The organism is Poseidonocella sp. HB161398, assembly GCF_005870025.1.
Taxonomy (GTDB): Bacteria; Pseudomonadota; Alphaproteobacteria; order Rhodobacterales; family Rhodobacteraceae; genus Mangrovicoccus.
This window is the reverse complement of the sequence record NZ_VATA01000050.1, coordinates 1-24,361: the sequence shown is the minus strand read 5'-3', so window position 1 is coordinate 24,361 and position 24,361 is coordinate 1. Positions and strand designations below refer to the sequence as shown.

The following is a 24,361-nucleotide window of genomic DNA, read 5'->3' as shown; positions in this document are numbered from 1 at the left end:
GTTCTCATCCTGTGCTTCCAGCGGCCCGCCGCCGGTAGAGCCCGGCCAGCTTGCGCAATGTCCTGTGCGGCGGTGCCGCCGAGTTGGTCCTGCCGAGATCGCCCCGATCCGCCTCCAGCGCCGCGAGCCGCGCCGCGACCGAGGCGGCGCTGTACCGGCTCAGCGCCAGATCCCGCGCCGCCAGCGCCCGGGCCCGGCTGGCCGCGGGGTCCGAGGCCAGCCGGGCAATGGCCGCCGCGGTCTCGGAAGGCGTGCAGAAATGTGCAACGTCGCCGAATGACGGGCGCAGCCGCGGATCGAGCAGGCAGGAGCGACCGCAGAGGATCGCCTCCACCACGGTCCGGCCGAAGGCCTCGAGCCAGTTCGGGTGGTAGTGGTAGGCGAAGATGTCGAGGCTGTTGAGGAAGGTCGGCACCGGCTCGCTGCCGAAGGGCAGGACATCCCAGCGGCCGGGATGGGCACCCTTGGCCGCCAGCGCCTCGGCCGGGCAGCCGAGCACGCGGATGCGGAGGTCCGGACCGGCCGGCAGGGCAGCGTCGATCTCCGCGCCCGTCGCCGGGAATTTCAGCGGATCGGCCCGCCCATGCCGCCCCGCCGTCAGCACCGGCCCCGAGAAGGCGGGCCGGGTCTCGGGCCAGTCGGCCGGATCGAAGATGTTGGGCCAGTCGCCCGATGTCTGGGTGATCAGCGGCGCGAAGCTTGCCAGCTGCGCCCGGACGCCCGGCGCGATCGGCGCATACCAGGGCAGGAGGCCGGTTGCCCGGCGGATCCGCCAGAGCGTCGCGACCGGATCCCATTCGAGCGACCCGTCCGAACGGAAGGGCGCGTGATGGGTGACGACCACCGACTTTTCCGCGCAGAGCCGCAGCCGCTCCTCGATGCCGCGGAAGAAGACCATCGGATGATGCAGGAAGGCGAATCTGGCGCGGGCCGGGCTGCCGGGTGCCAGCGGGACGACCCCGTCGAGGTCGCGCAGGCCGAGCGCGGCCGGATTCGGCCGGTCCCTCGCATCGTCGAGATAGGCCGAGCGCACGAAGACAAGGCCGATGCGCAGCCCGAGCCGCGCCATCGCCGTCACGTCCGAGACCAGGGCCGAGGTGCTGCCGCCCGCGAAACGGGCATCGGCGACCACGATGGCGTCAAGCTGCCCGCTCATCGCAGCCGGACCCGCCGGCGCAGGCGGATCGCCGCCTCGCCGCACAGACGCTGGACAAGATCGACGATGACGCCGGCCGGCGCGTGGAAGCAGCGCGCCGCCGCCCCGAGATCGCCCGCGCCCTTGGCATCGATCAGCCGCCGCCAGGCCCATTTCTTCTGCTGCTCGCGCATATGCGCCGTCAGGTTGCGCCGCGTTGCCAGATCGGCCGCCGGCAGCGCCAGAAGCGCCCTGTCGGCGGCAATCAGATGCTCATGCGCCTCGGTCGGGTGGCTGCCCGACAGCGATTCCGGCCGGACCACCGCGACATAGCCCGCGGCATCGGTCAGGATGAACCGCGCCCCGGCGATCAGCGCCTGGGCATAGAGGACATAGTCCTCGCCCAGCCGGATATCCGGATCGTAGCGGATCCCGTGACGACGCAGGAAGGTGTTATTCATCAGCGGCTTGAGGAATCCGAGCTCCCTCCGGCCGCCATGCTGCGACGACAGGTTGCCGGCAATGAAGCCCGCCGCATCCAGCCGCTGGACGCCGAGCGGAGCGCCGCCGATCATCGGCGTCCGCGGCCCCTCGGGGTCCGCGGCATCGACCTTCCACAGGTCGTCCGCGACGAAATCGGCGCCTTCGGACGCGGCGATTTCCAGCAGATGCGCAATCCGGTCCGGTGAAGCGAAGAAGTCATCCGCGTCGAGAACCGTCACCCAGGGCGCCCGCGCCGCGTCCAGGCCGCAATTGCGCGCCGCGCCCGGCCCCATGTTGCGCGCCTGGCGGATCAGCCGGACCCGCGGATCCGACGCCGCCCATGCCGCGGCCCGCGCCGCGGTGCCGTCCGGCGAGGCGTCGTCGATGACGATCACCTCGACCGGAACGCTCTGTGCCAGCGCGCTGGAGATGGCCCGGTCGAGCGTCTTCTCCGCGCTCCATGCGGCGATCAGGATGCTGGCCCGCGGAGCGGAACCGCCCGCCTCGTCCATCCTCATTCGATCCGGTCCGGAAGCGGCTCGTCCGAGCACATGGGCGAGGTCTCCTGTCCCGCGGGGCGATAGGACACGCAATAGACGCGCGCGCGCCCCCTAGCATCGTCGGGGGCATTCCCCGACCAGTCGCTCTGCGCCGGTCCTCCGGCCCAGATGCTGAAATAGATCCGCTGGGCCGTCTGCGGAATCGGCGCCTCGTCTTCCGTCACGCGCATCAGCTCCCGCTGGTCGGCATACCAGACCAGCCGGTCGGGCAACCATTCGAGCGTGTAGATGTGCCGCGCATCCGCCGCGTCGAAGCCCAGATCGATCCACCGCCCCGGCAGGTTCTCTCCGTCGACGAAGCGCGTCAGCCAGACCTTGGTGGTGTCACGGCCGAGGAACTCGAAGTCGATCTCGTCATGGGGGTCTTTGAAGTAAGGACCCGTATAGGTGAAGAAGGCGGAGATCAGGCCATCGCCGCGGGCCGCGGTCATGACGACTTCGTAGGTGCCGAAATGCGTCTTCTCCTTGCGCTGGAGCTCGGCCCCCTGGAAATGCTTGAGCGCGCCGGCGCCCAGATCCGGAGTGCCGTCCGCATCTGCCGTCGGCCAGAGTCCGAGCTGGAGCGCACGGTCTTCGGTCAGGCTGAGATTCTCGGGATTCCAGTTCGTCCGGAAGCTTTCGCGCTTCATCGCGAAATCCGATGCGTACCACGACGACGCCGACGGAAACTCGTCGAACTGGTAAATGAAGGCCTCTCCTGTTTGCGCCAACGATGCGGTTGAAACCGAAATCGTCAACGCAACCACAAGGCCTGCGGTCTGCAGAAATTCATTGTGGAGCATCGCAATACATTGCTAACTGGGGTCAATATTGAGGTGATATTAGGTGGCCATAATGACTGATGCAACCGTGATCATCGCGGCATGGCACGCTGAAGAGTTTCTTTCCAAATCCGTTGCCAGCGCTTTAGCACAAAAAAACATTAATATCGAAATCATTATCGTAGATGACGCCTCCAAGGACGGGACATTTTCTCTCGCTCAGGACCTTTCCGCCGCAGATTCGCGGATTCGCGTGCTCCGGACGGCCCGGAATGGCGGTCCGGCCGCTGCCCGGAACATGGGCATCGACGCAGCCCGGGGACGCTGGATCGCGGTGCTCGATTCGGATGACCTGATGCAGCCTGACCGATTGAAACGCATGATAGATTTTGGCGAATCATGCGAGGCGGGACTGGTCTATGACGACTTCCAGCCCGTGGGACCGGATGCCCGATTCCTGGGCAGTTCGCATCTGCACAGTTATGGCCTCACGGCGCCTGCGGAATGGACTCTCGGAGATTTTCTCGCCGGGTGCCAAGCCGAATCCGGGCGCCCGAGCCTCGGATATCTGAAGCCAGTATTTCGCGCGAGCGCCCTCGCCTATCACGGTGTCCGGTATGACGAATCTCTCAGAAACGGTGAGGACTTTCACATCACCGCGGAATTGCTGGCCCGGGGAGTCCGGGTGTGGACAATGCCGGAAGCAGGATATCTCTACCGCATTCGGAAGGGTTCCATTTCCAACCGTCTGGACCTTGTCCACGCAGAGGCATTGCTAAAGGCGGATGCCGCTTTTCTGCACAGGAATTCGGAATGGATGAGCAAAAGGGAAATATCCCTGATGCGTCGTCGGCAGAAACGCCTTTCCGATCTCGTGGCTGCCGAAACGATGATTCACTGGCTGCGCCTTGGACGTCCGGGCCCTGCGGTCCGGAAATTCGCGCAGCGCCCGCGCGCCGCAGGCCGGCTGTCATTCCAGCTTTTCGAAGCGATGAAACGCAGGCTGACCTAGCTCCGGTTCCGTCCGGCCTGCAAACCGGACGCGGCCCCGGATCCGGGCGCGTCCGGGATAACTTCCGTGAATCAGACCCGCCAGGAGTCGAAGCTCATGCCGGTCAGTTCGCGGAACGCGGCGGCGTCTTCGGCCAGGCGCTCGGCAATGACCGAAACCAGCACGTCACTGAAATCGGGCGCCTTGCGCGCCGGCCCCATGGACACGATCTGCCGCGCGCGGTCGCGCATCCCGCGGCTGATATAGCGGTCGAGGCGCCGCACGGCCCGGCTTGACCAGGCCCGCTGGACCACCCCGGGGATGCGCGACACCGAGGCCGCGTCATTCCGCGAGGCGACATCCCGGATCACATGCCGCTCGAGCCCGAGAAAATCCGTGACCTGGTCCAGCACGCCCTGCGGTTCCGTCCGCAGCTGATCGAAATCGAGGATGAGGATCTGGTCGCGGCGGAAATGCTCCAGGTAGCTGCCGATCTGGGCGGCGTAGCGGCTGGTTTCCAGCATGTGCGCGCCGTTCCCGCTGTCCAGAAGCTCTTCCGGCGTCAGCGAAATCCGCCCCGCATACCACGAATGCTGGTAATGCGACCTGAACCGGGCCACCGGATCGCGGGCGATGAAGACGAGCTTCACCTCCGGCACCGTGGCCTTGATCAGCTTCGGCACGCCGCGCCAGAGATCGTGCTTGGCATAGTTGGGCGAGACCTCGCCATGGCAGGCGAAGCCGGGATCGAACTGGCTGCTGTACCAGTCCGGGCCGAGCGGATAGTTGATTTTGCGGACGAAGAAATCCGTTTCCTTCATCCGCGACATGCCGATCTCGGGGTGGCCGGCCAGGTGGTGGTAGAGTGTGGTCGTCCCGGCCCGCATCGCGCCGATCACGATGAAATCCGGCACCCTGGCCTGGTCGAGAACCGCCGCGTCCGTGCTGGGAAGGATGTACTTTCCGTCAGGCATATCGGTCTGCAGGCTCCGATCTTCTCGATGTCATGCTCAGGCAGATGCTGAGCTGCGGCGATCCCAGCTTCTCGATCGTCTCGAGGCAGGCATCGACCTCGTCTCTGGGCGAGGCGTGGCGGACGACCAGCAGGACATGGTCGGCCATCTTCACCAGAGGCGTGGCGTCGGAGGCCGACAGCAGCGGCGAGGTGTCGACGATCACGACCGCATAGGTCTTCCGCAGGTCCTGCAGAAGCTGCGTCATCGACGGCGACAGCAGCACCCCGGCCGGATCCCTGTGGCCCTTGCGGACTTTCAGGATCTTGGCCGAAGACGCGGGATCCTGTTCCAGCGCCTGCTCCAACTTGGCCTTGCCCGACAGGACATCGACCAGATCGGCCGCGCCCTTCAGCCCGAGCAGGCTGCCGACGGAGGGGTTGCGCAGATCGGCCTCGACCAGGACGCAGGAGACGCCCATCTGCGCGAAGGATCTCATCAGCAGGAGGCCCGTCGTCGTCTTGCCGGCATCGCGGCCCGCCGAGACGACCGAGAGGATCCGGCCGCCCTCGCGCTTCTCCGACATCAGCACCTGGCTGCGGATTGCCTGGATGCCGTCGGAAAGGTTTGCCGCGCCGGACGTGTCCCCCGGCGAAAGCGGACTGGCGCCCTTCATGCCGAAGCGTCCGGTCCGCTGGAGCGACACGATCGGCGCATAGGGCGCCATCGACCGCAGCTGCGCCCGAGTCCGCACCCGCCTGTCGGTCATCGCCAGCAGGAAGACGAGCCCCACGCCGAAGAACCCGCCGGCGATGCCACCGAGCGCGACGGCAACCTTCTTGTTGGGGGCCACCGGGCTTTTCGGCGGATCGGCGAAGGAGATGACCTGGGCGTCGCCCTCCTGCAGGTCCAGCGCCTCGCTGGTCTCGGTGAACTTGTCGAGGAATGTGCCGTAGACCGCCAGTTCGGCGGCATGGTCCCGCGTCAGCTGGCTCAGCCGGACCTCGCGCTCGGCCTGCTGGATCGCCCGGACCTCGAGCTTCTTCAGCTCGGTATTCAGCGCCTCGACGGCCGCGCGGCTGATCTCGGCCTGGTTGAACTTGTCGTCGCGCAGCCGGGTGACCTCGGCTTCGATCATCGTCTCAAGGCGCGAGATCTCCTCGTCGAACTTGGCGGTCTGCGCGTTGTCGCCCGAACTGCGCTCGGCGACCAGGGCCTTGCGCTGCTGCAGCTCGATGATCTGGCTGCGCATGGTCTCGATCAGGTTCGACTCGAAGAGCCCCGCCGCCGCCAGCGCGCCCTGGGAGGCGATGATGGCGTCGATCCCCGCGACCTGCGCGTCGAGCGCAGCCTGGTCGGCCGAGCTCTGGTTCAGCCGCCGCGTCAGATCGGTCAGCTGCTGGTCAAGCCGCGCCTGGACGGCGAAGCCGTCGGCCAGGTTGCGGTTGCGGTAGTCGATCACCGCGCGTTCCGAGGCCTCGAGCCGCCCGCGCATTTTCGACAGGCGCGTTTCCAGCCCGTCCGTCAGCCGCCGCAGCGCCTCGAATTTCCGGTTGAGCTGGTCCTCGAGATAGACATCGACCACGGCATTGGGAATGGCCGCGGCGAGCGCACGGTTGGTCGAGGAGAAGGAGACGTTGACCAGGCCGGTATTGCCCACCTGGTCGACTTGCAGCGACCGCATGAGAAGGCTCACGAACTCCACCTGGTCGCCCAGCAGATCCTGGCCGCGATAGGCGGCATTGTCGACCGGGTCGGCGGACGAGGACCCGTCGCGGCCCGACCCGGTGGCGAGCTCCGTGCCGCCGCTGAGCACCGTCTTCAACCCTTCCGCCGCCTGGTCGAGCTTTTCGAGCAGCCAGGGGGCCTCGGGCTCGGGCGGCCGCAGCTCGACATTGAATTCGGGACGCGACTCCAGATCCAGGCGCTGGCTGACGATGTTCAGGATGCGTCCGGAGGTGATGATCGCGATCTCGCCCGCAATGGCATCGTCGTCAAGATTGAGATCCTGGACCAGCGTCCCGAAGACGTTGCCCGTGCCGTTGGGCGTGCCCATGAGCAGCTGCGCCCGGGCGCTGAATGTCGGCTCCATGCGCAGGACCAGCACCGCCGCAAATAGCGCGCCGGTGAACCCCGCCGCGCCGATGATCCACCACCCGCCGCGCAAGATCGAGAAGATCTTGCCGAAGTCGAGGACGATGCCGTCATCCGCCGGGGCCTGCAAAAAGGCCGAGGGGACAGGCTGAAACGACCTTTGATTCACTTTGACTCTTTACTCCGTTGCTTCAGCGGCGCCGGTACCCGGCATGCCCGACGACAGGCTGGCGGGGCTGCTGCCCCGGCCGATGATCTGCTTGACGGCGTACTGCTTCATGCGGCGCGCATTGGCGTAGATGATGATCTCGCCCACGAGGCCGATGGCGATGATCTGGATGCCGAGCACCAGCATCAGCACCGCAAAGGCCAGCGCCGGGCGATCGGACAGAGGCTCGCCGAAGAGCCGCTGCAGGACGAGCACCGTGGTCGCCAGCGCGCCGATGGCGAAGAGCGGGAACCCGATCGAGCCGAAGAAGCGCAGCGGGCGGCGCAGGTACTTTAGCACCACATAGAGGGTCATCGCGTCGAGGAAGCCCTGCAGATGGCTGAACGGGCTGAAGATGAACCGCGCATCGCCGCCCGGCCCGGCCGGAGGCACCCGCAGCTGGGTCTCGGCCAGCTTGTAGCCCCGCTGCCCGGCGATGGTCGGGATGAAATGCTGCCGGACCCCGAACCCGGCGACGTCGTCCAGGACGGACTTGTGCGCCAGACGGGTGCGGCAGAACGGGTCGGTAGGGCTCTGGCCGAAAAGGCGGGTGAGCAGCCCGGTGAACGACCGGGTGCGCCAGCCGCGCAGACCGCTCTTTGCGGGGGCCAGCCTGACGGCCGAGACGATGTCGGCCGAGCCAAGCCCGTCGAAGAGCTTGTGGATGTCCGCGGGATCGACCTCCGGCCAGCCCGCAAGGGTGAGCACCAGAGAGCCGCGCGCCCGCCTCAGCGCGACGGCCAGGGCGGCATCGTCATCGCTCCAGGGCCGCTGTCCCAGGGTGATGAGGTTCGGCCAGGTGGCCGCCATCCCCTCAAGCTCCGACATGGCCCAGTCATTGGAGCCGTCGGTGGCGCAGATGATCTCGTAGCTCATGCCCAGGGCATCGAGCTCTGGCCGGATCGCCCTGAGCGTCTCCGGCAGTTCCTTCATGGGTTTCGCTGCGACGAGCACGGAGAGGTGCGGCGCGTCGATATCCATTTCCAACATTCCCATTAAAATTCCTACTCTTCAAAGCATTGCTTGAAATAATTGCGGTCCGTCCGGACCTGTGCGCCTGGGCGCATTCTCAGGGGCTGCCCTTCTCGGAGCCCTGGTACATCGCCCCTGTCACCAGCCCGAGGAAGAACAAGAACACCGACAACCCGAAGAGCAGTCCGGTGACCGTCGTGCTGATCACCACATCCTCGGAGCGCAGCGCGAAATGCATCACCACCGCAGCGAGCGCCGAGAGGGTCGCGCCCGAGGAGAACCGGGCCAGCGGCCGCCGCGAGAAGAGCTGCAGCGTCTTGATGGTGACGAGGTCGAGCAGGACCTTGAAGATGCGGGAGAGCCCGTATTTCGACTCCCCGAAGCGGCGGGCATGGTGGCGCACCCCGACCTCGGCCACGCGCGCGCCCAGGGGCAGGCTCATCACCGGGATGAAGCGGTGCATGTCCGCATAGAGCGGCGTCCGCTGGATGACATCGGCGCGGTAGACCTTCAGCGAGCAGCCATTGTCGCGGATCCGCAGCCCGGTGGTCCAGCCGATCAGCGCGTTGGCGATCTTCGACGGCAGCTTGCGCGAGAAGAACTTGTCCTGGCGGTTGATGCGGTAGCCGACGACAAGGTCGTATCCCTTGTCGAGCTTCTCCAGCATCATCGGGATATCGAGCGGATCGTTCTGCAGGTCCCCGTCCATGGTGACGACATAGCGTCCGCGCGCATGGTCGATGCCGGCCATCATGGCGGCGGTCTGGCCGTAGTTGCGCTGGAAGCAGACAACCACCAGCCGCGGATCCCGCTCGGCGATTTTGGTCAGCCGTTCGACCGAAAGGTCCGTCGACCCGTCATCGACCAGGACCATCTCGAAATCCCGTCCGGTCGGCTCCAGCGCGGCGACGATCGCCTCGCAGAGCGGACCCACGCTGTCTTCCTCATTGTAGATGGGGACACACACCGAAATTTCGGGAACAAATTCAGAAGCTGGCGATCTATTTTCTGGAAACATCACTGGTCCAAAATCATTTCAAGAAGCAAACTAAACCGTAAATTTCTTTGCGGCAAAACACGCCGCGAGACAGGTATAAAACAATTTACAAGTCTTAAGCTAGCACAGCTGATCGACAGACCTTCAGAGAATTCGGCGGGGTCGGGCCGTGATTCCCTTTAAGTGCTCAATATCCGTGCAGCTGCTATCCCGCGCTCTCGGGAAGCGACACCGTGACCTCCAGGACATCCGACGGTTTCAGGACCGTGGCCGCAGCGGCATCCATCTGCCGCGACAGGCCGCCCTCGGTCCGCGTCACCCTGTAGGAGATCAGGACCTCGGGAAACCGGGAGGCCTCGTCGAGCAGCGCCTGGCTGCCGACCAGCAGCTGGCGGACCGTGTCCTGCCGCGCCAGCGTCTGCTGGATCTCCGCCTCCGAGTTCTGCAGTTCGCGCAGGACCTCCAGCTGCCGTCCGGCCTCCAGCTCGACCCGGTCGCTTTCAAGTTCGGAAATCGCCTGGCGGGCGCGGAAGACGTTCGTCTCGGTGTCGAGTTCGCGATTCTCCAGGTCGATGAGCTGCCGCTGCAGCGACACGAAGGTCGGCGACGTTGCCAGGCCGCGATCAACGAGCGACTCCATGTTGCCGACCGATTCCTTGACGATCGCGACCTGCCGGGCCTGCCCGGAGAGCTTTTCCTCGAGATTCGCGATTTCGGTCTCCAGCACCGACCTCGTGCTGTCCAGCGCCGCCAGCGCGCGTTTCTGCGCCTCCCGGCGGCTCTCGAACAGGCTACGCTCCAGTTCGTAAACGGTTTCCGTCGACGTCCCGTCGCCGAAATGGTCCATCGGCGAAGGCTGCGCGAAGGTCTCGGCGCCGTCCCGCTCGGCCTGGAGCCGCGCCGCACGCACCTGCTGCCGCACTAGGGTCTGGCCAAGCTCGCGCAGCGTGCCCACCGCGCGCAAGGCCGCCGCCATCCCTTCGGGCCCGTTGTCGAAGACCTGCCGCGTTCCGCCCGCCAGCGCCACGGCCTGCTGCACCGTCAGGCCCGGCGCGAACTCGATCGGCCCGGGCTGGGCGACATCGCCGAGAAGGTAGACCGGCCGGAAGCCGACCACCTCGACCGACGCGCTGGGAGCATCCGCGAGGCCAAGACCGCTTTCCAGCCGGTCGGTCACTTCGTCGGCGATCTCCTCAACGGTGAGACCCGCCGCCTCGAAGCGGCCCGCCGCGGGAACCATCAGGTACCCGTCGGGCCCCACCGCGTATTCTCCGCCGAGCGCGTTGAATTCCACGAATTGCAATTCGATCCGGTCCCATGACAATACTCGGAGGGCAATCCGGTCTCCGGGCCCGAGGCGATATGCCTCCTGTGACCAGGCCATCTGAACCGAGAAGATTGCCATGAGAGCTGTCGCGACACATTGACTGACGCGGAATTTCCTGAATATCGCTACAAAAAATGCTTTATACATAAACTTACCCCAGCGGAAATAGAATCATGACATCGATTACGGCAATAATACCGACATTTAACAGAGCGCATTTCCTAAATGAAACTCTCGAGAGTCTGTCACGCCAGTCGCGCCCCGTCGAGGAAATTATTGTCTGGGATGACGGCTCCACTGACGGTACGCAAGAGGTCATAGCCGAATCTCCGGTTCCCCTGCGCTATTTCCGCTCGGAGAACGGCGGAAAGTCCCGCGCATTGAACCATGCGCTGCGCGAAGCGCGCGGCGATCTGATCTGGATCTGCGACGACGACGACATCGCGCTTCCAAATGCGGCAGAGACCCTGGCCGGGATGCTCGAACGCGCGCCGAAAGCCGGCTTCGCGGCCGGCTGCTACCGGAGGTTCCGCGAGGATCCCGGAACCGGGACGCGCAGCGAATCCGGTCCCGGCTACTGGCCGGATCTCTCCAACGGCTCGGTACTGCGGCATCTGCTCGAGGATATCTTCCTTTTCCAGAACGCGATGCTCGTCCGGCGGTCACTTTACGAACGCGCCGGCGCCTTCCGCGAGGACCTGGCCCGGTCGATCGACTACGACATGGTCGTCCGCCTCGCCCTGCGCGCGCCGGCCGAAGTGACCGACGCCCCGATCTTCCGCCAGCGCAAGCATGACGGCGCGCGCGGACCGGCCGCCGCCCGCCACGCGGCCGCATCCTCCGACCAGGTCTGGAAGTCCGCCGACCGCGATGTCTTCGCCCCCTTCCGCGAGTCGATTCCCCTGAGCCTCTATGCCGCACTCTTCGAGGGCCCCGGCGCGACCCGGGCCGGCCTTCTGCAGCGCGCCTGCGTCTATGCCCGGCGGACGGACTGGGCCGCGGCGCTGGCCGATTTCGAATCGGCCGCCGCGCAATCGCCGGAAACCGGGCTCTCCGGGCTCGAACGCGACATCTGCCGCCGGGCCATGGCCGGCAAGCACGGCGTGCAGGACGCGCTCGATACGCAGACCCGCCGCAGGATCGCCCGCCTCGCCCGCACCTCCCCGGCCGGGGCGCAGATCGCGGCCGCCCTCGCGCGCGGCATCCTCTGGCATGGCCGGACCGCGCTGAAGGACGGCCGCACCGCGGATGCAGCAGCAGTGGCCCGCTTTGCCGCGGGCGCGAAGCTGGCCGGGCTCGGCGCCAGGACCGGAGCGCCCGCGCCGGACGTGGCCGAGCGGCGGGAGCTGCCGGACGGGGCCTGGCTTGCCTGAGCCCCGGCGCCTTGCGCGCAAAGGGCCTGCCAGACGCGCTGCGGCCCGCACCCAGCCTTCCGGCCCGGGCCGATCCGCCCCGGCCGCGCCCATTTGATCACGAACGCATTGGAGCCGCCATGAACCAGACCAAAGCCCTTTCGCCAGACGAGACCGCCGGCCAGCCCCAGGGCGATCCTCCGAAGGACCGCGTCGTCGCGGCGCTGAGCGCCGAGGGCTCCGCGCTGGCCAAGTACCAGGCCTTCTTCGTCGGCCAGACAGGGCTCGGCCGCTTCCTGCGCTACGAGCTCACGCAGATGCTGGCGGGCGGCTTGCGCGGCGCGCCCGGCTATGCCCTGCGCAAGACGCTCTATCCCGGGCTTTTCCACGAGACCGGCGGCGGCGTGCAGTTCGGCCGCAACATCTCGCTGCGCTGCCCGATGTTCATGTCGCTCGGCAGCAATGTCCTGATCGACGACAACTGCGCGCTCGACGCACGGGGCACGGGCGGGCCCGGCCGGTTCTCGATCGGCGACGGCACCCTGATCGCCCGGGACGTGATCGTCGTGGTCAAGCAGGGCAGCCTGTCCATCGGGCGCAACTGCTCGATCGGCAGCCAGACGACGATCTCGGCGGTGTCCGGCATGGAGATCGGCAATGACGCCATCATCGCCGGACAGTGCTATTTCGGCGGCGGCCGCTACCGCACCGCGCTCGGCGCCGGCCCGATGGTCTCGCAGGGGCTGCTGACCAAGGGCCCGGTCATCCTCGGCGACGATGTCTGGATCGGCGCCGGGGCGCGGATCCTCGACGGCGTGCGGATCGGCTCCGGCGCCATCGTCGGCGCCGGGGCAGTCGTCACCCGGGACGTGCCCGAGAACAGCATCGTCGCGGGCTGTCCGGCGAAGGTGATCGGGATGCGGGAATGACCCCGCATCTCGCTCAGGCGATGTCGCCCGATTTCCGCGACGCCGCGATGATGTCCCTGATCTCGTCCGCGAAAGAGCTGCTCGGCGCATAGCCGAGCATGCTGCGCGCCTTGGAAATGTCGAAGGCGCGGTTCTTCAGGAAGAAGGCGACGCGGCGGGGAAAGAGCGGCGGCTCGATCCCGAAGGGCTTGCAGGCCTTCTCGGTCAGATGCGCCAGCGCCATGACGGGCGCGACCGGCAGGTGCAGCTTCGGCTCGGGCACCTGCAGCTGGCTGGCGATCTCCCGCACGCAGTCCCGCAGCGGCTGGTAGCTTTCGCCCGCGACGAGGAACGCCTCGGCATTCACCTCCTCGCGCATCATCGCCAGTTCGAAGGACCGGGCCAGATCCTTCACGTCGACCCAATGGGTCAGCGCATTGCCCTTGCCGACATAGAAGAACTGCCGCTTGGAGATCATCCGGAAGAGCTTCAGCGTCCGCTGGTCCCCGGCCCCGTAGATCATCGCGGGCCGAATCACCGCGCCTCGGATACGCCCAGAGCGGAAATACTCCATCGCGATCATCTCGCCCTTGAGCTTGCTGTCCTGGTAGACGTCGCTGGGGTTGAAGGGCGCGGTCTCGCTGGCCGGAGGCTGGGCGATGTGGCTGTGGACGCCGTTGGTCGAGCAATGGACCACCCGCGGCACGCCCGCGGCGATCGCCGCCTCCATCAGCCGCCGGACGCCTTCGGCATTGATGTCGTAGAAGGTGGCGTCGGGAATGCTGTCCGAGCGGAAGACCGCGGCGATGTTGTAGATCCCCGCCACGCCTTCCACGGCCGGGCCGAGCGATGCGGGATCCTGCAGATCGCCGATCACCACCTCCTCGACGCGGCTCGCCAGCGCCGCGGCCTGCGACTCCCGGCGCACCATTGCCCGCACCCGGACGCCCTGCTGCGCCAGGTGGGTGACTAGGGCATTGCCCACGAACCCGGCGGCCCCCGTTACGAGATACAAAGGTTGGGTCATGCAATCGTCCTCTTCCGAATTGCTTTAATGAAAATTCTTCTGGGCGGCCGGGTCAGGCCCGGCGCTCCATGCGCAGCAGGACCGGCGAGCCGAAGCGCCGGAGACCGGCGAAATCCGCCGCCCGCTCCATGCCCCTGGACAGGCCGGGCGCCTTCAGCGTCCTGTGCAGCGCCATGGGAAAGACGTACTGCCCGAAGGCCCTGGGTGCCGAGAGCCCCAGTCCTTCCAGCACCGCCTCGATCTCGCCCCGCCGCTGGGTGGCAAAGGGCCGGGTCTCCGTCTCGACGGCAGCCTTCACCTTGTAGAGCCGGTCGGCCAGGGCGTTGCCGCTCCGGGCCTCGGCGAAATCGATGATCACCGCCTTGCGCGCCATCCGCGCCATCGACGCGAGAAAGCCGGGCCAGTCCTCGACATGGGCCATCATCCGGATCGCCACCACAACGTCGAAGGACCCGTCCGGGAAAGGCGGCTCGCGCAGGTCGCATTGCACGAAGGAGACCCCCTCCGGCCCGGACGGCCCCGCCAGCATCGTCTGCTCGCGCGCCAGGCTGCTGGCAACGGTGACGTGATGGCCGGTCCCGGCGAGGGCGCTGACCACCTGGCCATGGCCGCCGCCGATATCGAGGACGCTCGCCCCGGGCCAGGGCGCCAGCAGATCGCGCAGGATGCCGGCCTGGCGGTCGAGGAACCATGTTCCGGTCTTCCCGGAGAACCGGCGGGCATAAAGGGGCGTCGCGGCGGCTTCATCGCCGAATGGTCCGGCGGACATGTCCGGAGAAATGACGTCGAAATGAGCCATGGCGCAGTACTTTCTCTTCAACAAATGGGTCGCCGCAGACCGCGCTGCGGGACGAGCTGTAAATGCCCAAGCCTTGTTCCAATTCCCGCGGAAGGGCAAGCGTGGCGGCGCCCCCGGATCGACGGAGAGAAAAACTGCGCAAAAATGCATCTGCCGAAAGGCCCGGGGATCTTTTCGCGGCAAGGACGTGCACTGGTGCCAGCCTCCGCCGTCCAGCGGCTGCCCCGTCAGGCGGTGGCCGGACGCGGCGTCCGCCTGCGCGGCGCCTTGCCCTGGACGAACCGCGCCACCCAGGGCGGAAGCACGGCCAGGATCTGCGTCATGACCAGCGCCGCGGCGAATCCGATCACCGGTGCCAGGAAGAAGAAGGCGAGGAAGGCCGAACTGCCGGGATCGATCGCCAGAAGGAAGAAGAGCACCGACAGGACCCGCACATGGCTGAGATAGGCAAGGTAGCTGACCGGGGCCAGCCTGTCGCAGAACGCCTGTGCCCGCGTATCCGCGAGCTGCGCGGCGAGGCAGAGGACAAGCGCGATCAGCCCCGCGCGCTTGGCCAGGTTGCTGGCCTCGGCAAGCTGCGGGTTCTGCAAGCCATGAAGGCCGAGCGCCAGCACGAGGACCGCACTTGCGGCCGCGACGGGCAGCGCGAGCCGCGGCGAGGCGAGATGGGTCAGCCGCCAGCCCCGGCTGCGGGCATAGGCGCCGGCCAGCATGAAGAAGGGGATCGACGGACGGAAGACGACCGGCTCCAGCGCATCGAAGAGCGCGGCGGCCAGCACCACGGCGATGACCGCCGGCAGGACGGGACGGATCCAGGGCCAGGCGAGCGCAATGATCGCGGAGGTGACGAAAAGATCCCGCAGGAAGCCCAGCGACGGCGCGACCATCGGCCCCGCCAGCCCGGTCACCGCATTGACCATGCTCATCGGGTCTTCGGGCTGCCACACGCCCCCGGCGCTGCTCTCCACCCCGGCAAGATGCGCGAGGACCGCCAGGACGATGAAGACGCAGTTCCAGAAGATCATCGGCACGACAAGGACCTGGGCCCTGCCCCGGATGAACCGGCCCGGCCTCCCCCGATCCAGGCTCCGGACGATCAGGAAGCCGCTCACGAAGCTCAGCGCGGCGACGCTCGCCCGCGACAGCAGGTCCACCCAGATCACGGACACCCAGGCAAGGCTGTCGCTCTGCAAGATGGTCCCCGCCTCGCCGCCCTTGCCCAGATCGGCATGCGCGTAAATCATGAAGAAGATGCAGAAAACGCGGAGGGAGTTTATCATCGAACTCTCCCGCTCCGAAAGCTCCTGCGGAAAAGACGTTTCTGTCCGATCCTTATCCAAGGCAGGTACCTCCATCAAAACGCGCAAAAAGGAAACAAGGCAAAAATTGTCGTGGCGAAAATTACGTCTCGCAAAGTGGCACGACTTTCCGACGAAACTTGACCTGGTGCAAGCCCTTGGAAAAATGCGCGTCCAGACGCCGCGGACTCCCCCTCCGGAGAGATGAATTTTTCGGCAGGCATTCCAGTTTTGATACGTTTCGCATTTCGTCCGGCAGAGCGTGCCGGACCTTTCCATGCCCCTGGACTCCCCCTGGGCGGCGCCCTTGCCGATCCAGGCTCCGGCCGCCTTTTGCCAAAGCACCTCCGCCCGCTGCCTCCGCAGCGGGGTGCCAACCATCGAGAACCGGTGCCGCAGAAAGACAGGATCAAGTCACTGTCATTGAATTATATTCCGAGAAATCCAGCGTCTCCAGGACGGCCCGGCACCGGACCGAATCGCATGCCGGACCGGCAACGCGGCCTCTGATGCCGATCCTGCCTGGCTGCCACTGCGGCTGTGAGCGGCGCCCTGCAATCGCATCCGCCGGCGCGGATGACCGGGTGTCCCGAGAATATTTAACTTGATCCATTTTTCCGTCGCACCCGCTTTCATCGGTGCCGCGTGAACTTTATCTAGCGCCACGTCATATTGAGAAATACCGTAACAACGGAATTTATATGACCGGATTTCCGTGGCCATAATTCACCAGATCGGGTGGCGCGTAGCCAGTTTCGCTACTGATCGCCTTTCCCCTTGTCACCACCGCCGTCTTGCAACTCTCTTTGCGGACCAGAGCCATCCGCCGGTCTAGATGGCTCTGTTTCCCAAATCCCGTGTGGGATTCATCTCATGAATCCAGCGTGGTAGCCGGGGTGCATGAGCAGACCTAAGCCCCCGACCTGCAAGACCAGGAACTGGCCAGCCTACAATGAAGCGCTCAAGCGCCGGGGCTCGCTGACGATCTGGTTCGACCCCGATATGAGTCGGGAGGCCGCGCCGACAGGCAGACGTGGCCGGCAGCAGACCTACAGCGATGCCGCCATCCAGACATGAAGGTGTTATTCGGCATGGCGCTCCGGCAGACGACTGGGTTCGTCGAGAGCCTGCTGCGGCTGGTTGGCCTCAACTGGATGGTGCCCGACTTCAGCACCCTGTCCCGGCGCCAGAGCGAGACGGGACCGTGGCGCCGCGAAAGCCCGTCGAACAATGGCCGTGGACATCCCGTATCGCGGCTCCAAGGGGCCGTTGCACCTGCTGATCCCCTCTCGGGCATTGCTGCGCAATACCCTGCCGGGCAGCGGACAGCACGGGTATCAAGGTCGAGGGCGAAGGGTGCGGAGCGACCGTGGCCCCGGTGGGGCCGCGAAAGCGCGCAGCACGGCACGCCCGCAAGCATGGCGGTCCCAAACGGCGCATTCGCGGTGCCGCTCGGACCGGCGGCGCGGCCCGCTCATGGCGCAAGATCCATCTCGGGATTGATGAAGAAACACTGGAGGTCCGCGCTGTCGAGATCACCGGGAGCCACATCGGTGATGCCCCGGTGCTACCCGACCTGCTCGGTCAGATCCCAGCGGACGAGCGGATCGGCAGCGTCACTGCCGACGGTGCCTGGGACACACGTAAATGCCACGACGCCATTGCCGACCGTGGCGCCCATGCCGTCATCCCGCCCCGCAAGAACGCGAAGCCCTGGAAGACCATCACCGCCGAAGCCGCGTCGAGATATGAGCCGGATGAGGAAAAGGTCCGGGGGACCTTTTCCCCGGCGAATGGATGCACTGTGTGAAGTTGCTGGGGCAGCGCCTTATGGCGCGGGACTTCGACCGTCAGGTCGCCGAACTCCAGGTCCGCATCGCCGTCCTGAACGGATACACCGCCCTCGGCATACCCGTCACGGAAGCTGTGGGATAAGTCCGTCTGGGAAAAAGGGGAACCTCGGCCATCACCCGATTTGTGCAACAGAGTCGGTCTAGATGCGAACCTGCGAATGTCCGTTCTGCGGCCATGACGGAGAAATGGCGCCCTTCTTCGGCGCCGGCGCGATGCGCTTCGACGCGCATTGTCCCGGCTGCGGATCGCGCGAAGGCCACCGGCCTTGCCGCGCGAAAGTCGATGAAGATTCCTCCAGTGAATACAGTGCAGTAGATGGCCTGCATGAGCAGACGCATCCCGCCGAGCGACACGAATGGGAACTGGCCGGCCCACAACGAAGCACTGAAGCAGCGTGGTTCCCTGACCATCAGGTTCGATCCGGACATGGCCTGGGTGCCGCCGCCCACCGCCAAGCGACGTCGGCAGCCTCAGCATGGCGATGCCGCGATCCAGACATGCCTGAAGATGAAGGTCCTCTTCGGCATGGCGCTCCGGCAGGCGGCCGGGTTCGTGGAGAGCCTGTTACGCCTCGCTGGCCCCGACTGGACGGTACCGGATTTCAGCACCCTGGGCCGTCGGCAGAGTGAGACGGGACCCTGGCGCCAGTGGCGCCGCGAAAGCCCGTCGAACAATGGCCTTGGCCTTTCGCTACGACGGCTCGAAGGGGCCGCCGAACCTGCTGATCGACAGCAGCGGCATCAAGGCGGAAGGCGGGGGCGAGTGGCACGCGCGCAAGCATGGGAGCGCGAAGCGCCGTGTTCGCAGGGCCGCTCGGACCGGTGGCGCGGCCCGCTCACGGCGCAGGATCCACATGGGATTGGATGAACAGACGCTGGAGGTCCGAGCCATCGAAATCGCCGGCAGCAACGTCGGTGACGCGCCCATGCTGTCCGGACTCCCTGACCAGATCGCCGCTGATGCGGAAATCGGCTCGGTCACCGCCGACGGGGCCTGCGACACCGCCAGGTGCCATGACGCCGTCGCCGGCCGCGGTGCCCACGCCGGTATGCCACCGCGCAGGAACGCCAAGCCGTGGACGCCTTCGACGGCCGGTTCGATCGCCCGGAACGAGGCCCTTCGCGCATCGAGATACCCCGGCCGTGCCATCTGGAGAAAGTGGAGCGGATACCGCCGCCGAAGCCGGGTCGAGACGAAAATGCATTGCGTCAGGCTGGTGGGCCAGAGCCTCATGGCGCGTGACCTCGATCGTCAGGTCGCAGAGCTTCAGAGTCGCGCCGCCGTCCTGAACGGCTACGCCGCGCTCGGCATGCCTGCAACAGAGCCCGCGGGATAGGTCAGTCTGGGGAATGCGGACGTCCGGGCTTCATGCTCTTTGCGCAGTAAAGCAACGCCACCGGTTCCTGAAGCTATTCCCGGACGAGGATCCGCGCTTCGCCTCGCTCGGCGACATGGTCCATTTCGCCCCGGAACCGGAGCTGACCGGGCTGCTGCGGTCCCGCGCCGCCAGCTACCGGACCGCGGATATCGCGCCCGGGGGCACCGACCCGCAGCGCGACCTGGAGGCCATCGCCCTGCCTCACGCCAGCGCGCAGACTGTAATGGCCAATCACGCGCTGGAACATGTCGATGACAGCAAGGCGCTGCGCGAGCTCCTCCGAATCCTGCGGCCGGGCGGGCACGCGATCTTGACGATGCCGGTGATCGACGCCGTGGAGAGCAGCTACGAGGTGACCGGACTGCGCGGCGCCCCGGCCCAGTTCCGGCATTTCGGCCACGAGGACCATGTGCGCGCGTTCGGCCGCGACATCGCGAGCCGCATCACCGCGGCGGGATTCCCGCTGGAGCTGATCGTGGCCGATGGCGCGCGGGCCGCGCCCTACCCGCCGGAGCGCGGCGACACGATCTATCTTGCCACCCGCCCCGCCTAGGGACGGGCCGATGCTACCGGTGTCCGGGCCTTCCCGGAGACCGGCATCCGCGCCGGGCTGCGGCCGGAGGCACAAGAAACCTCTTGTGCGGATGGGGAAGCCAATGCATCTTCTGCCGGAAAGTATTTTCGAAATTGCGCCTTCAATATAGTTTTATGGAGTTAGTTTTTAACACCGTGTCTTATTTTCATCGGCGATCTTTCAACGCCCGCTCCGAAACGCCTCTCCCTCCTCGCGATCGCTGCGGACGACCGTGCCGCCCTGGCTTCCGGCCATGAATCCGCACCCATTCCCGAGCCCGAGCGGCGCAAGGAGGGCTGCGGCCATGCCCCAACCGGCAGGACAGCGTCCTTCCGCCAGCCGTGGGGCGCCCTCGTGACCGGCGGGCTCCGCAGCGGCAACCTCGCCCGGGACGAGGGCGGCGCGCTGGCGAAGTACATGGCCCGGATCGCGGGCACCGACCGGATTGGCGCGCTGCTCTGGTACGAGACCGTCATGCTGCTTCTGGCGAACCTGCCCGGCGCGCTCGGCATCGTCCTGCGGGGCAAGCTCTATCGCGGGCTGATCCGGCGCTGCGGCAAGGGCGTGGTCTTCTCCCGCGGCATCGTGCTGCGCTGCCCCAAGGGCCTGTCGGCTGGGGACGGCACGCTGATCGACGAAGGCGTCTTCTTCGACATCAAGAGCACGGAGGCCCGCGTCGAGCTGGGCCGCCGCAACCAGATCATGCATGGCGTCCATTTCGAGACCGGCTACGAGGGGTCGGTCCGGCTCGGCGATGACTGCTTCGTGGGCGCCTACACGATCCTCAACGGCCAGGCCGGGATCAGCATCGGCGACAACGCCCTGATCGCCGGGCACTGCCATATCATCGCCGGAAACCACCGGTTCGACGATCTCTCGGTGCCGATGAACCAGCAAGGCTTCGACAGCCATGGCGTGGTGATCGAGGACGATGTCTGGCTCGGCGCCGGGGCCAAGGTGCTCGACAATGTGCGCATCGGGCGGGGCAGCATCATCGCCGCCGGCGCGGTCGTGACCGGCGATGTCGAACCTTTCAGCATCATGGGCGGCGTTCCCGCCCGGCTCATCCGCAAGCGTGGGGACCTCCATGACGGCCAAGCCTAGCCTGCTCTCTGCCGCCCGCGACAAGCTGCGGCCCTACCTGCCCTTCGCGGTCAAGCTCTGCATCAGCGGCGGGCTGATCTACTACCTCCTGCGCACGCAGATCGGCAATTCGCAGGACATCCTCGCGGCCATGGCGCAGGCGGATCCCGCCCTTCTGCTGCTGGCCTTCTCGCTGAACACGATCGGCTATCTCGTCTGCTCCTGGCGCTGGCAGATCCTGCTCCGGGCGCAGGGCTTCGCCGTGCCGCTGATCGAGCTGATCCGCGCCTATACGATCGGCATCTTCTTCAATTCCTTCCTGCCGGGACTGATGAGCGGCGATTTCATGCGCGCCATGGACATTTCCGACCGGGTCCCGTCCTACACGCGGTCCTTCCTCATCCTCTTCGTCGAACGGCTGACGGGGCTCTTCGGGCTGCTCATCCTCGCGCTCCTGGCCCTGCCCCTGATCGGCCGCGAAGTCGCGTTCCAGAGCGGGATCGGCTGGACGCTGATCGCGGCGACCTGCGTTCTTGCCGGGCTGACAGCGGTGTTCTTCAGCAAGGTGCTGCGCCGGGTGATGCTCTATCTCACCGGCTGGCCGCTCCTGCGGCGGCTCTCGGGCATCATCCGCAACATCTCCGAGACCTCGGACGCCTTCGCTTCGCGCATCCGGGTCGTCTATGGCTGCATCGGCATCTCCGTGGCCTTCCAGGCCAATGTGGTCGCGCATTACTTCCTGATCGGCCAGGCGCTCGGCATCGAGGTCCCGTTCTACGCCTATTTCGCGATCATCCCGGTATCGCTCTTCGTGCTGATGATCCCGGCCACGGTGAACGGCATCGGCATCCGCGAGCACATCTTCATCTACCTCTTCGGCCAGTTCGGGGTGGCGCCGCAGCTTGCGCTGTCGCTAGCCTGGATCGCCTTCGCCATGGTGCTGCTCCAGGCGGTCGGCGGCGGGATCGTCTTCGCCCTGCGCCGCAAGCGGCCCGCGGCAGGACCTGGCGGAACGATGAACCCGGTCGCACCGCTGGGCGCGCAGGACGGCGCCCTGAACTGACCGCACGCGGCGCCATCCGCGCCGCCCTTTCACGGAGGCCGGCGGTGGCTATCCACTGGTTCCGTGACGCCAGGGGGAATTCCTCGCTGGAGTTCGGACCGGGTGCCAAGCTGTAGCCCCAGTCAAGGACGAGCCCGACATGGCGTGATCGAAACGCCATCCGGCAGAGGCCAAAGCGAAGGCAGCACGCGAGGCCATCCGCGAGAAATGGAGACGGCCGGGTTGGCCGGGAAGCAGGATCTCCACTGCGGTCTTTCCCGGCGAGCCGGTCGTCAGCGCCTGTTTTCAGGCAGGGCTTTCTCGCGGCCGGTCCAAGGGACTGCCGCAGACGGCTACTTTTGCGACCGCGACCGCAGCCCCATCGCCTCGTAGCATCTCGTCGGGCCGCTCCGGGATGAGCCGGACTGAATCGCGCCAAGTCAATCGGCGGCTTCAACTCGGGAGTGATGTGAAGCCAAGATAGGCACGGCCACGAACAAGTTCTTCCCTGTGAGTCCCGGACCAACCGGGATCGCGTCCCGGGGCGCGGTGAAGCTGGCGTTTGCCACCGGGGTTCCCGGCAGGGTCGGGGTGCTGACGCAAAGCGGAACCGAGGGATGCCGCAGATGGCCAGACCGGTGATGGAGCTCCGCGCGCTCGTGTTGAGCGGAGGGTCCGCCCGCCACCGCTCCGAGGGCCGCCCCGACCCGCGATGCGGACCCGCTGCGCGGGATGGTCAGCTTCGCCGCGGAACGGCCGATGGCTTTCGAGCACCCGCCAATCGATCCCCCGAATCGGTTGGCGGACAGAGCGCTGACCGCCGCCATCAAGGCGGCCTGCGTTCATGGCGGCCCGACACGTTCGACGGATGATCTGGTTCAGGCGACGGGCCGGACGGGTATCTCGATGAGCCCAGGTCAGCCGCCTGCGCGGGGAACGGGCCATTTTCCGCCATCGGTCCAAGGACGATGGCGAGTGGCGAGCGCGTCGATGCCGTCCTGGCACCGCCGATCGAAGACGCATGGCCCTTCGGCGGGGAAAGCCTCCCCCGGAGCCCTTCTTCTTCCGCCCCGGCCCATGGATCGACGCGACCTGTCTCAAGGTGCGCCAGGGCAGGCGCGCCGCCATCGGGCTAGGACGGATAGCGAAGCCATGGCGGCTGTCTGCGGCCGTCACCTTCGCAGTCGTGCGAACGGCTGTCCGCGGCCGTCGCCATCGGTCCGACCCCGATGGCCGACGGGCGGCGCGAGGTCCCGGGCATGGCGATTGGCGCGTCCGGGACGGGGCCGTTCACGGGACTTTCGCGGCGCCGCTGGCGCCACGGTTCTCATGCACTCCGACGCGACCTCGTGGGCTGCGGCCCTGACGGCGTGAAGCTGGTGGAGCGATACGCATGAGGGCATCAAGGCCGCGACCGCAAGGCGGACTCCACTGCCTGGCAGCGCCGCCGCGTCCATTTCCGGCGCAATGCACTCGGCCATGCCGGGAAGAGCCGCCGGGGGGCCTTCATCGCCACGGCCTTCGCCCAGCCAGGGCACGCCGCCGACCGGAGGCGTCGCGAGCTGCCGCTGCGCGCCACGCCCATGGACAGGACGGAGGAAGACGTGCCCGCCTCCATGACCTTCCCGCCCCGGCACCGAGCCAGGCGTCACGGCACGAACCCGATCGCGCGCCCGAATGGCGAGATCAGGCGGCGCGCCGATGCGGCCGGTGTCCGGGCCTTCCTTCGGACCGGCGGCCGTCATGCCCTCGCTTCCCGACGATGCCGCGATCCGGCGCCTCGTCGGAGCCATCAGATGGAGCAGACCCGGGAACAGGCTGCACAGCGTGCCAGGTGGATGGCGCTGGAAACGCCCGCGCCGGTCTGCGACGATGTCACCGTCAGCCTGCCTCCATCGAAGAGCGGCCAGCCAGACCCGCCAGCCAGCCAGCGCGAAGCCCGCCGCGAACTGCACCGCAAAGCAGGACACGATCGACATCGTCGTCAAGCTGCGGCAGCTGCACGTACTCGTATCGCACGGCCGGTCAGTCGCCGGGGCCGCGCGGTCAATCGGAGTGACGCATCTCACGCACCACCGATGGCGCAAGGATCGAGGCCAAGTCCATGATTCCCGGATCGGATGCCTCCGGCTCCCGGCATCGCAATGTGCCGCATTCGGCGGGGTCGAATCCACCTCTGGGGGGCGTCCATGACAGAAACTACCACGATCGGTCTCGTTCCCGCCAAGTGCGTCTTCCAGAACCAGGTGTCTGTGCCGAACCCGCCACCGTCGCGCGGCGGCCGTTGCCGCAGAACCAGAGCCCGCGCACTTCCGGCAACTTGCCGCCCTGCCAGACAGCATGGAGGGCCGCCAGCGGTCCGGGGACCGCTGGCGACGCCGGGGCGCTTCACTGGGAGCGCAAGCGTCAACCGGCGCGGAACACCGGCCCTCACGAAATTTCGATGCAGGCCTTTGCCCATGGCATCGCAGCGGCCTTGTTGCACAAATCGGGGGCTGAGCGCGGTTCCCCTTTCCCCGGACGGACTTATCCTACGGCCACAGTGACGGGTATGCCGAGCGCGGT

General features: G+C 66.7%; 17 protein-coding genes and 3 pseudogenes. 9 read left to right on the top strand and 11 right to left on the bottom strand.

Annotated features, from left to right (window positions below; translation table 11 throughout):
- Positions 1–4 precede the first annotated feature (4 nt).
- Genes FGX59_RS27245 through FGX59_RS27235 form a run of 3 tightly spaced genes read right to left on the bottom strand, consistent with a single transcriptional unit; the run spans position 5 to position 2,960 of the window.
- Entirely contained in the window at positions 5–1,156 is a 1,152-nt protein-coding gene (locus FGX59_RS27245; RefSeq protein WP_138470283.1) for a glycosyltransferase family 4 protein, read from the bottom strand.
- A complete protein-coding gene (locus tag FGX59_RS27240; RefSeq protein WP_138470279.1) occupies positions 1,153–2,136 on the bottom strand; it encodes a glycosyltransferase family 2 protein in 984 nt (327 codons plus the stop codon). Before FGX59_RS27240 ends, FGX59_RS27245 begins: the two co-directional genes overlap by 4 nt.
- On the bottom strand, positions 2,133–2,960 hold the full coding sequence (locus FGX59_RS27235) for a family 16 glycosylhydrolase (RefSeq protein ID WP_138470276.1): 828 nt from the start codon (positions 2,958–2,960) through the stop codon (positions 2,133–2,135). Before FGX59_RS27235 ends, FGX59_RS27240 begins: the two co-directional genes overlap by 4 nt.
- A 52-nt stretch (positions 2,961–3,012) precedes the next feature.
- Here FGX59_RS27235 and FGX59_RS27230 point away from each other — a divergent pair, with 52 nt between their 5' ends.
- Positions 3,013–3,951, top strand: a complete 939-nt coding sequence (locus FGX59_RS27230) for a glycosyltransferase (RefSeq protein WP_138470275.1) — start codon at positions 3,013–3,015, stop codon at positions 3,949–3,951.
- 71 nt (positions 3,952–4,022) lie between these two features.
- On the opposite strand, the gene FGX59_RS27225 is transcribed toward FGX59_RS27230, so the two are convergent.
- The 5 genes from FGX59_RS27225 to FGX59_RS27205 form a co-directional block, all read right to left on the bottom strand.
- A complete protein-coding gene (locus FGX59_RS27225; RefSeq protein WP_138470274.1) occupies positions 4,023–4,904 on the bottom strand; it encodes a sulfotransferase in 882 nt (293 codons plus the stop codon).
- Positions 4,897–7,146 (bottom strand): polysaccharide biosynthesis tyrosine autokinase, encoded by a 2,250-nt coding sequence (locus FGX59_RS27220; RefSeq protein WP_138470273.1) that lies wholly within the window; start codon positions 7,144–7,146, stop codon positions 4,897–4,899. The genes FGX59_RS27225 and FGX59_RS27220 overlap by 8 nt, the downstream gene beginning before the upstream one ends.
- 9 nt (positions 7,147–7,155) lie before the next feature.
- Positions 7,156–8,181, bottom strand: coding sequence for a glycosyl transferase family 2 (locus FGX59_RS27215; RefSeq protein ID WP_206078445.1), 1,026 nt, complete (start codon positions 8,179–8,181; stop codon positions 7,156–7,158).
- Positions 8,182–8,254: 73 nt separating this feature from the next.
- Positions 8,255–9,175, bottom strand: a complete 921-nt coding sequence (locus FGX59_RS27210) for a glycosyltransferase family 2 protein (RefSeq protein WP_138470272.1) — start codon at positions 9,173–9,175, stop codon at positions 8,255–8,257.
- A gap of 184 nt (positions 9,176–9,359) precedes the next feature.
- Positions 9,360–10,628: a polysaccharide biosynthesis/export family protein gene (locus FGX59_RS27205; RefSeq protein WP_138470271.1), complete on the bottom strand. Its 1,269-nt coding sequence runs from the start codon at positions 10,626–10,628 to the stop codon at positions 9,360–9,362.
- Between the two features lie 26 nt (positions 10,629–10,654).
- On the opposite strand from FGX59_RS27205, the gene FGX59_RS27200 reads away from it, so the two are divergent.
- A complete protein-coding gene (locus FGX59_RS27200; RefSeq protein WP_240722748.1) occupies positions 10,655–11,854 on the top strand; it encodes a glycosyltransferase in 1,200 nt (399 codons plus the stop codon).
- A gap of 119 nt (positions 11,855–11,973) precedes the next feature.
- Positions 11,974–12,762 carry a DapH/DapD/GlmU-related protein gene (locus FGX59_RS39480; protein WP_138470269.1) on the top strand — a complete coding sequence of 263 codons (789 nt, stop codon included), beginning with the start codon at positions 11,974–11,976 and terminating at the stop codon, positions 12,760–12,762.
- Between the two features lie 13 nt (positions 12,763–12,775).
- On the opposite strand, the gene FGX59_RS27190 is transcribed toward FGX59_RS39480, so the two are convergent.
- From FGX59_RS27190 to FGX59_RS27180, 3 genes are all read right to left on the bottom strand, one after another.
- Positions 12,776–13,768 (bottom strand): NAD(P)-dependent oxidoreductase, encoded by a 993-nt coding sequence (locus tag FGX59_RS27190; protein ID WP_138470268.1) that lies wholly within the window; start codon positions 13,766–13,768, stop codon positions 12,776–12,778.
- 52 nt (positions 13,769–13,820) lie between these two features.
- A complete protein-coding gene (locus FGX59_RS27185) occupies positions 13,821–14,567 on the bottom strand; it encodes a class I SAM-dependent methyltransferase (RefSeq protein WP_171060853.1) in 747 nt (248 codons plus the stop codon).
- A 227-nt stretch (positions 14,568–14,794) separates the two neighbouring features.
- Positions 14,795–15,847 carry an acyltransferase gene (locus tag FGX59_RS27180; protein WP_171060852.1) on the bottom strand — a complete coding sequence of 351 codons (1,053 nt, stop codon included), beginning with the start codon at positions 15,845–15,847 and terminating at the stop codon, positions 14,795–14,797.
- 918 nt (positions 15,848–16,765) lie between these two features.
- Between FGX59_RS27180 and FGX59_RS27175 the strand changes: the two are divergent.
- From FGX59_RS27175 to FGX59_RS27150, 6 genes and pseudogenes are all read left to right on the top strand, one after another.
- A pseudogene (locus FGX59_RS27175) lies at positions 16,766–17,800 on the top strand (transposase).
- Positions 17,801–18,043: 243 nt separating this feature from the next.
- Positions 18,044–19,055 (top strand): annotated as a pseudogene (locus FGX59_RS27170) (IS5 family transposase).
- 115 nt (positions 19,056–19,170) lie between these two features.
- The gene (locus FGX59_RS27165) at positions 19,171–19,650 is read left to right on the top strand and encodes a methyltransferase domain-containing protein (protein ID WP_206078444.1); all 480 of its coding nucleotides are present in this window, start codon (positions 19,171–19,173) and stop codon (positions 19,648–19,650) included.
- Positions 19,651–20,025: 375 nt separating this feature from the next.
- Positions 20,026–20,775, top strand: a complete 750-nt coding sequence (locus tag FGX59_RS27160; protein ID WP_138470264.1) for a DapH/DapD/GlmU-related protein — start codon at positions 20,026–20,028, stop codon at positions 20,773–20,775.
- On the top strand, positions 20,759–21,817 hold the full coding sequence (locus tag FGX59_RS27155) for a lysylphosphatidylglycerol synthase transmembrane domain-containing protein (protein WP_171060851.1): 1,059 nt from the start codon (positions 20,759–20,761) through the stop codon (positions 21,815–21,817). Before FGX59_RS27160 ends, FGX59_RS27155 begins: the two co-directional genes overlap by 17 nt.
- An 819-nt stretch (positions 21,818–22,636) precedes the next feature.
- Positions 22,637–23,700: pseudogene (locus tag FGX59_RS27150) on the top strand (transposase); the annotation flags it as partial.
- Positions 23,701–24,361: the final 661 nt, after the last annotated feature.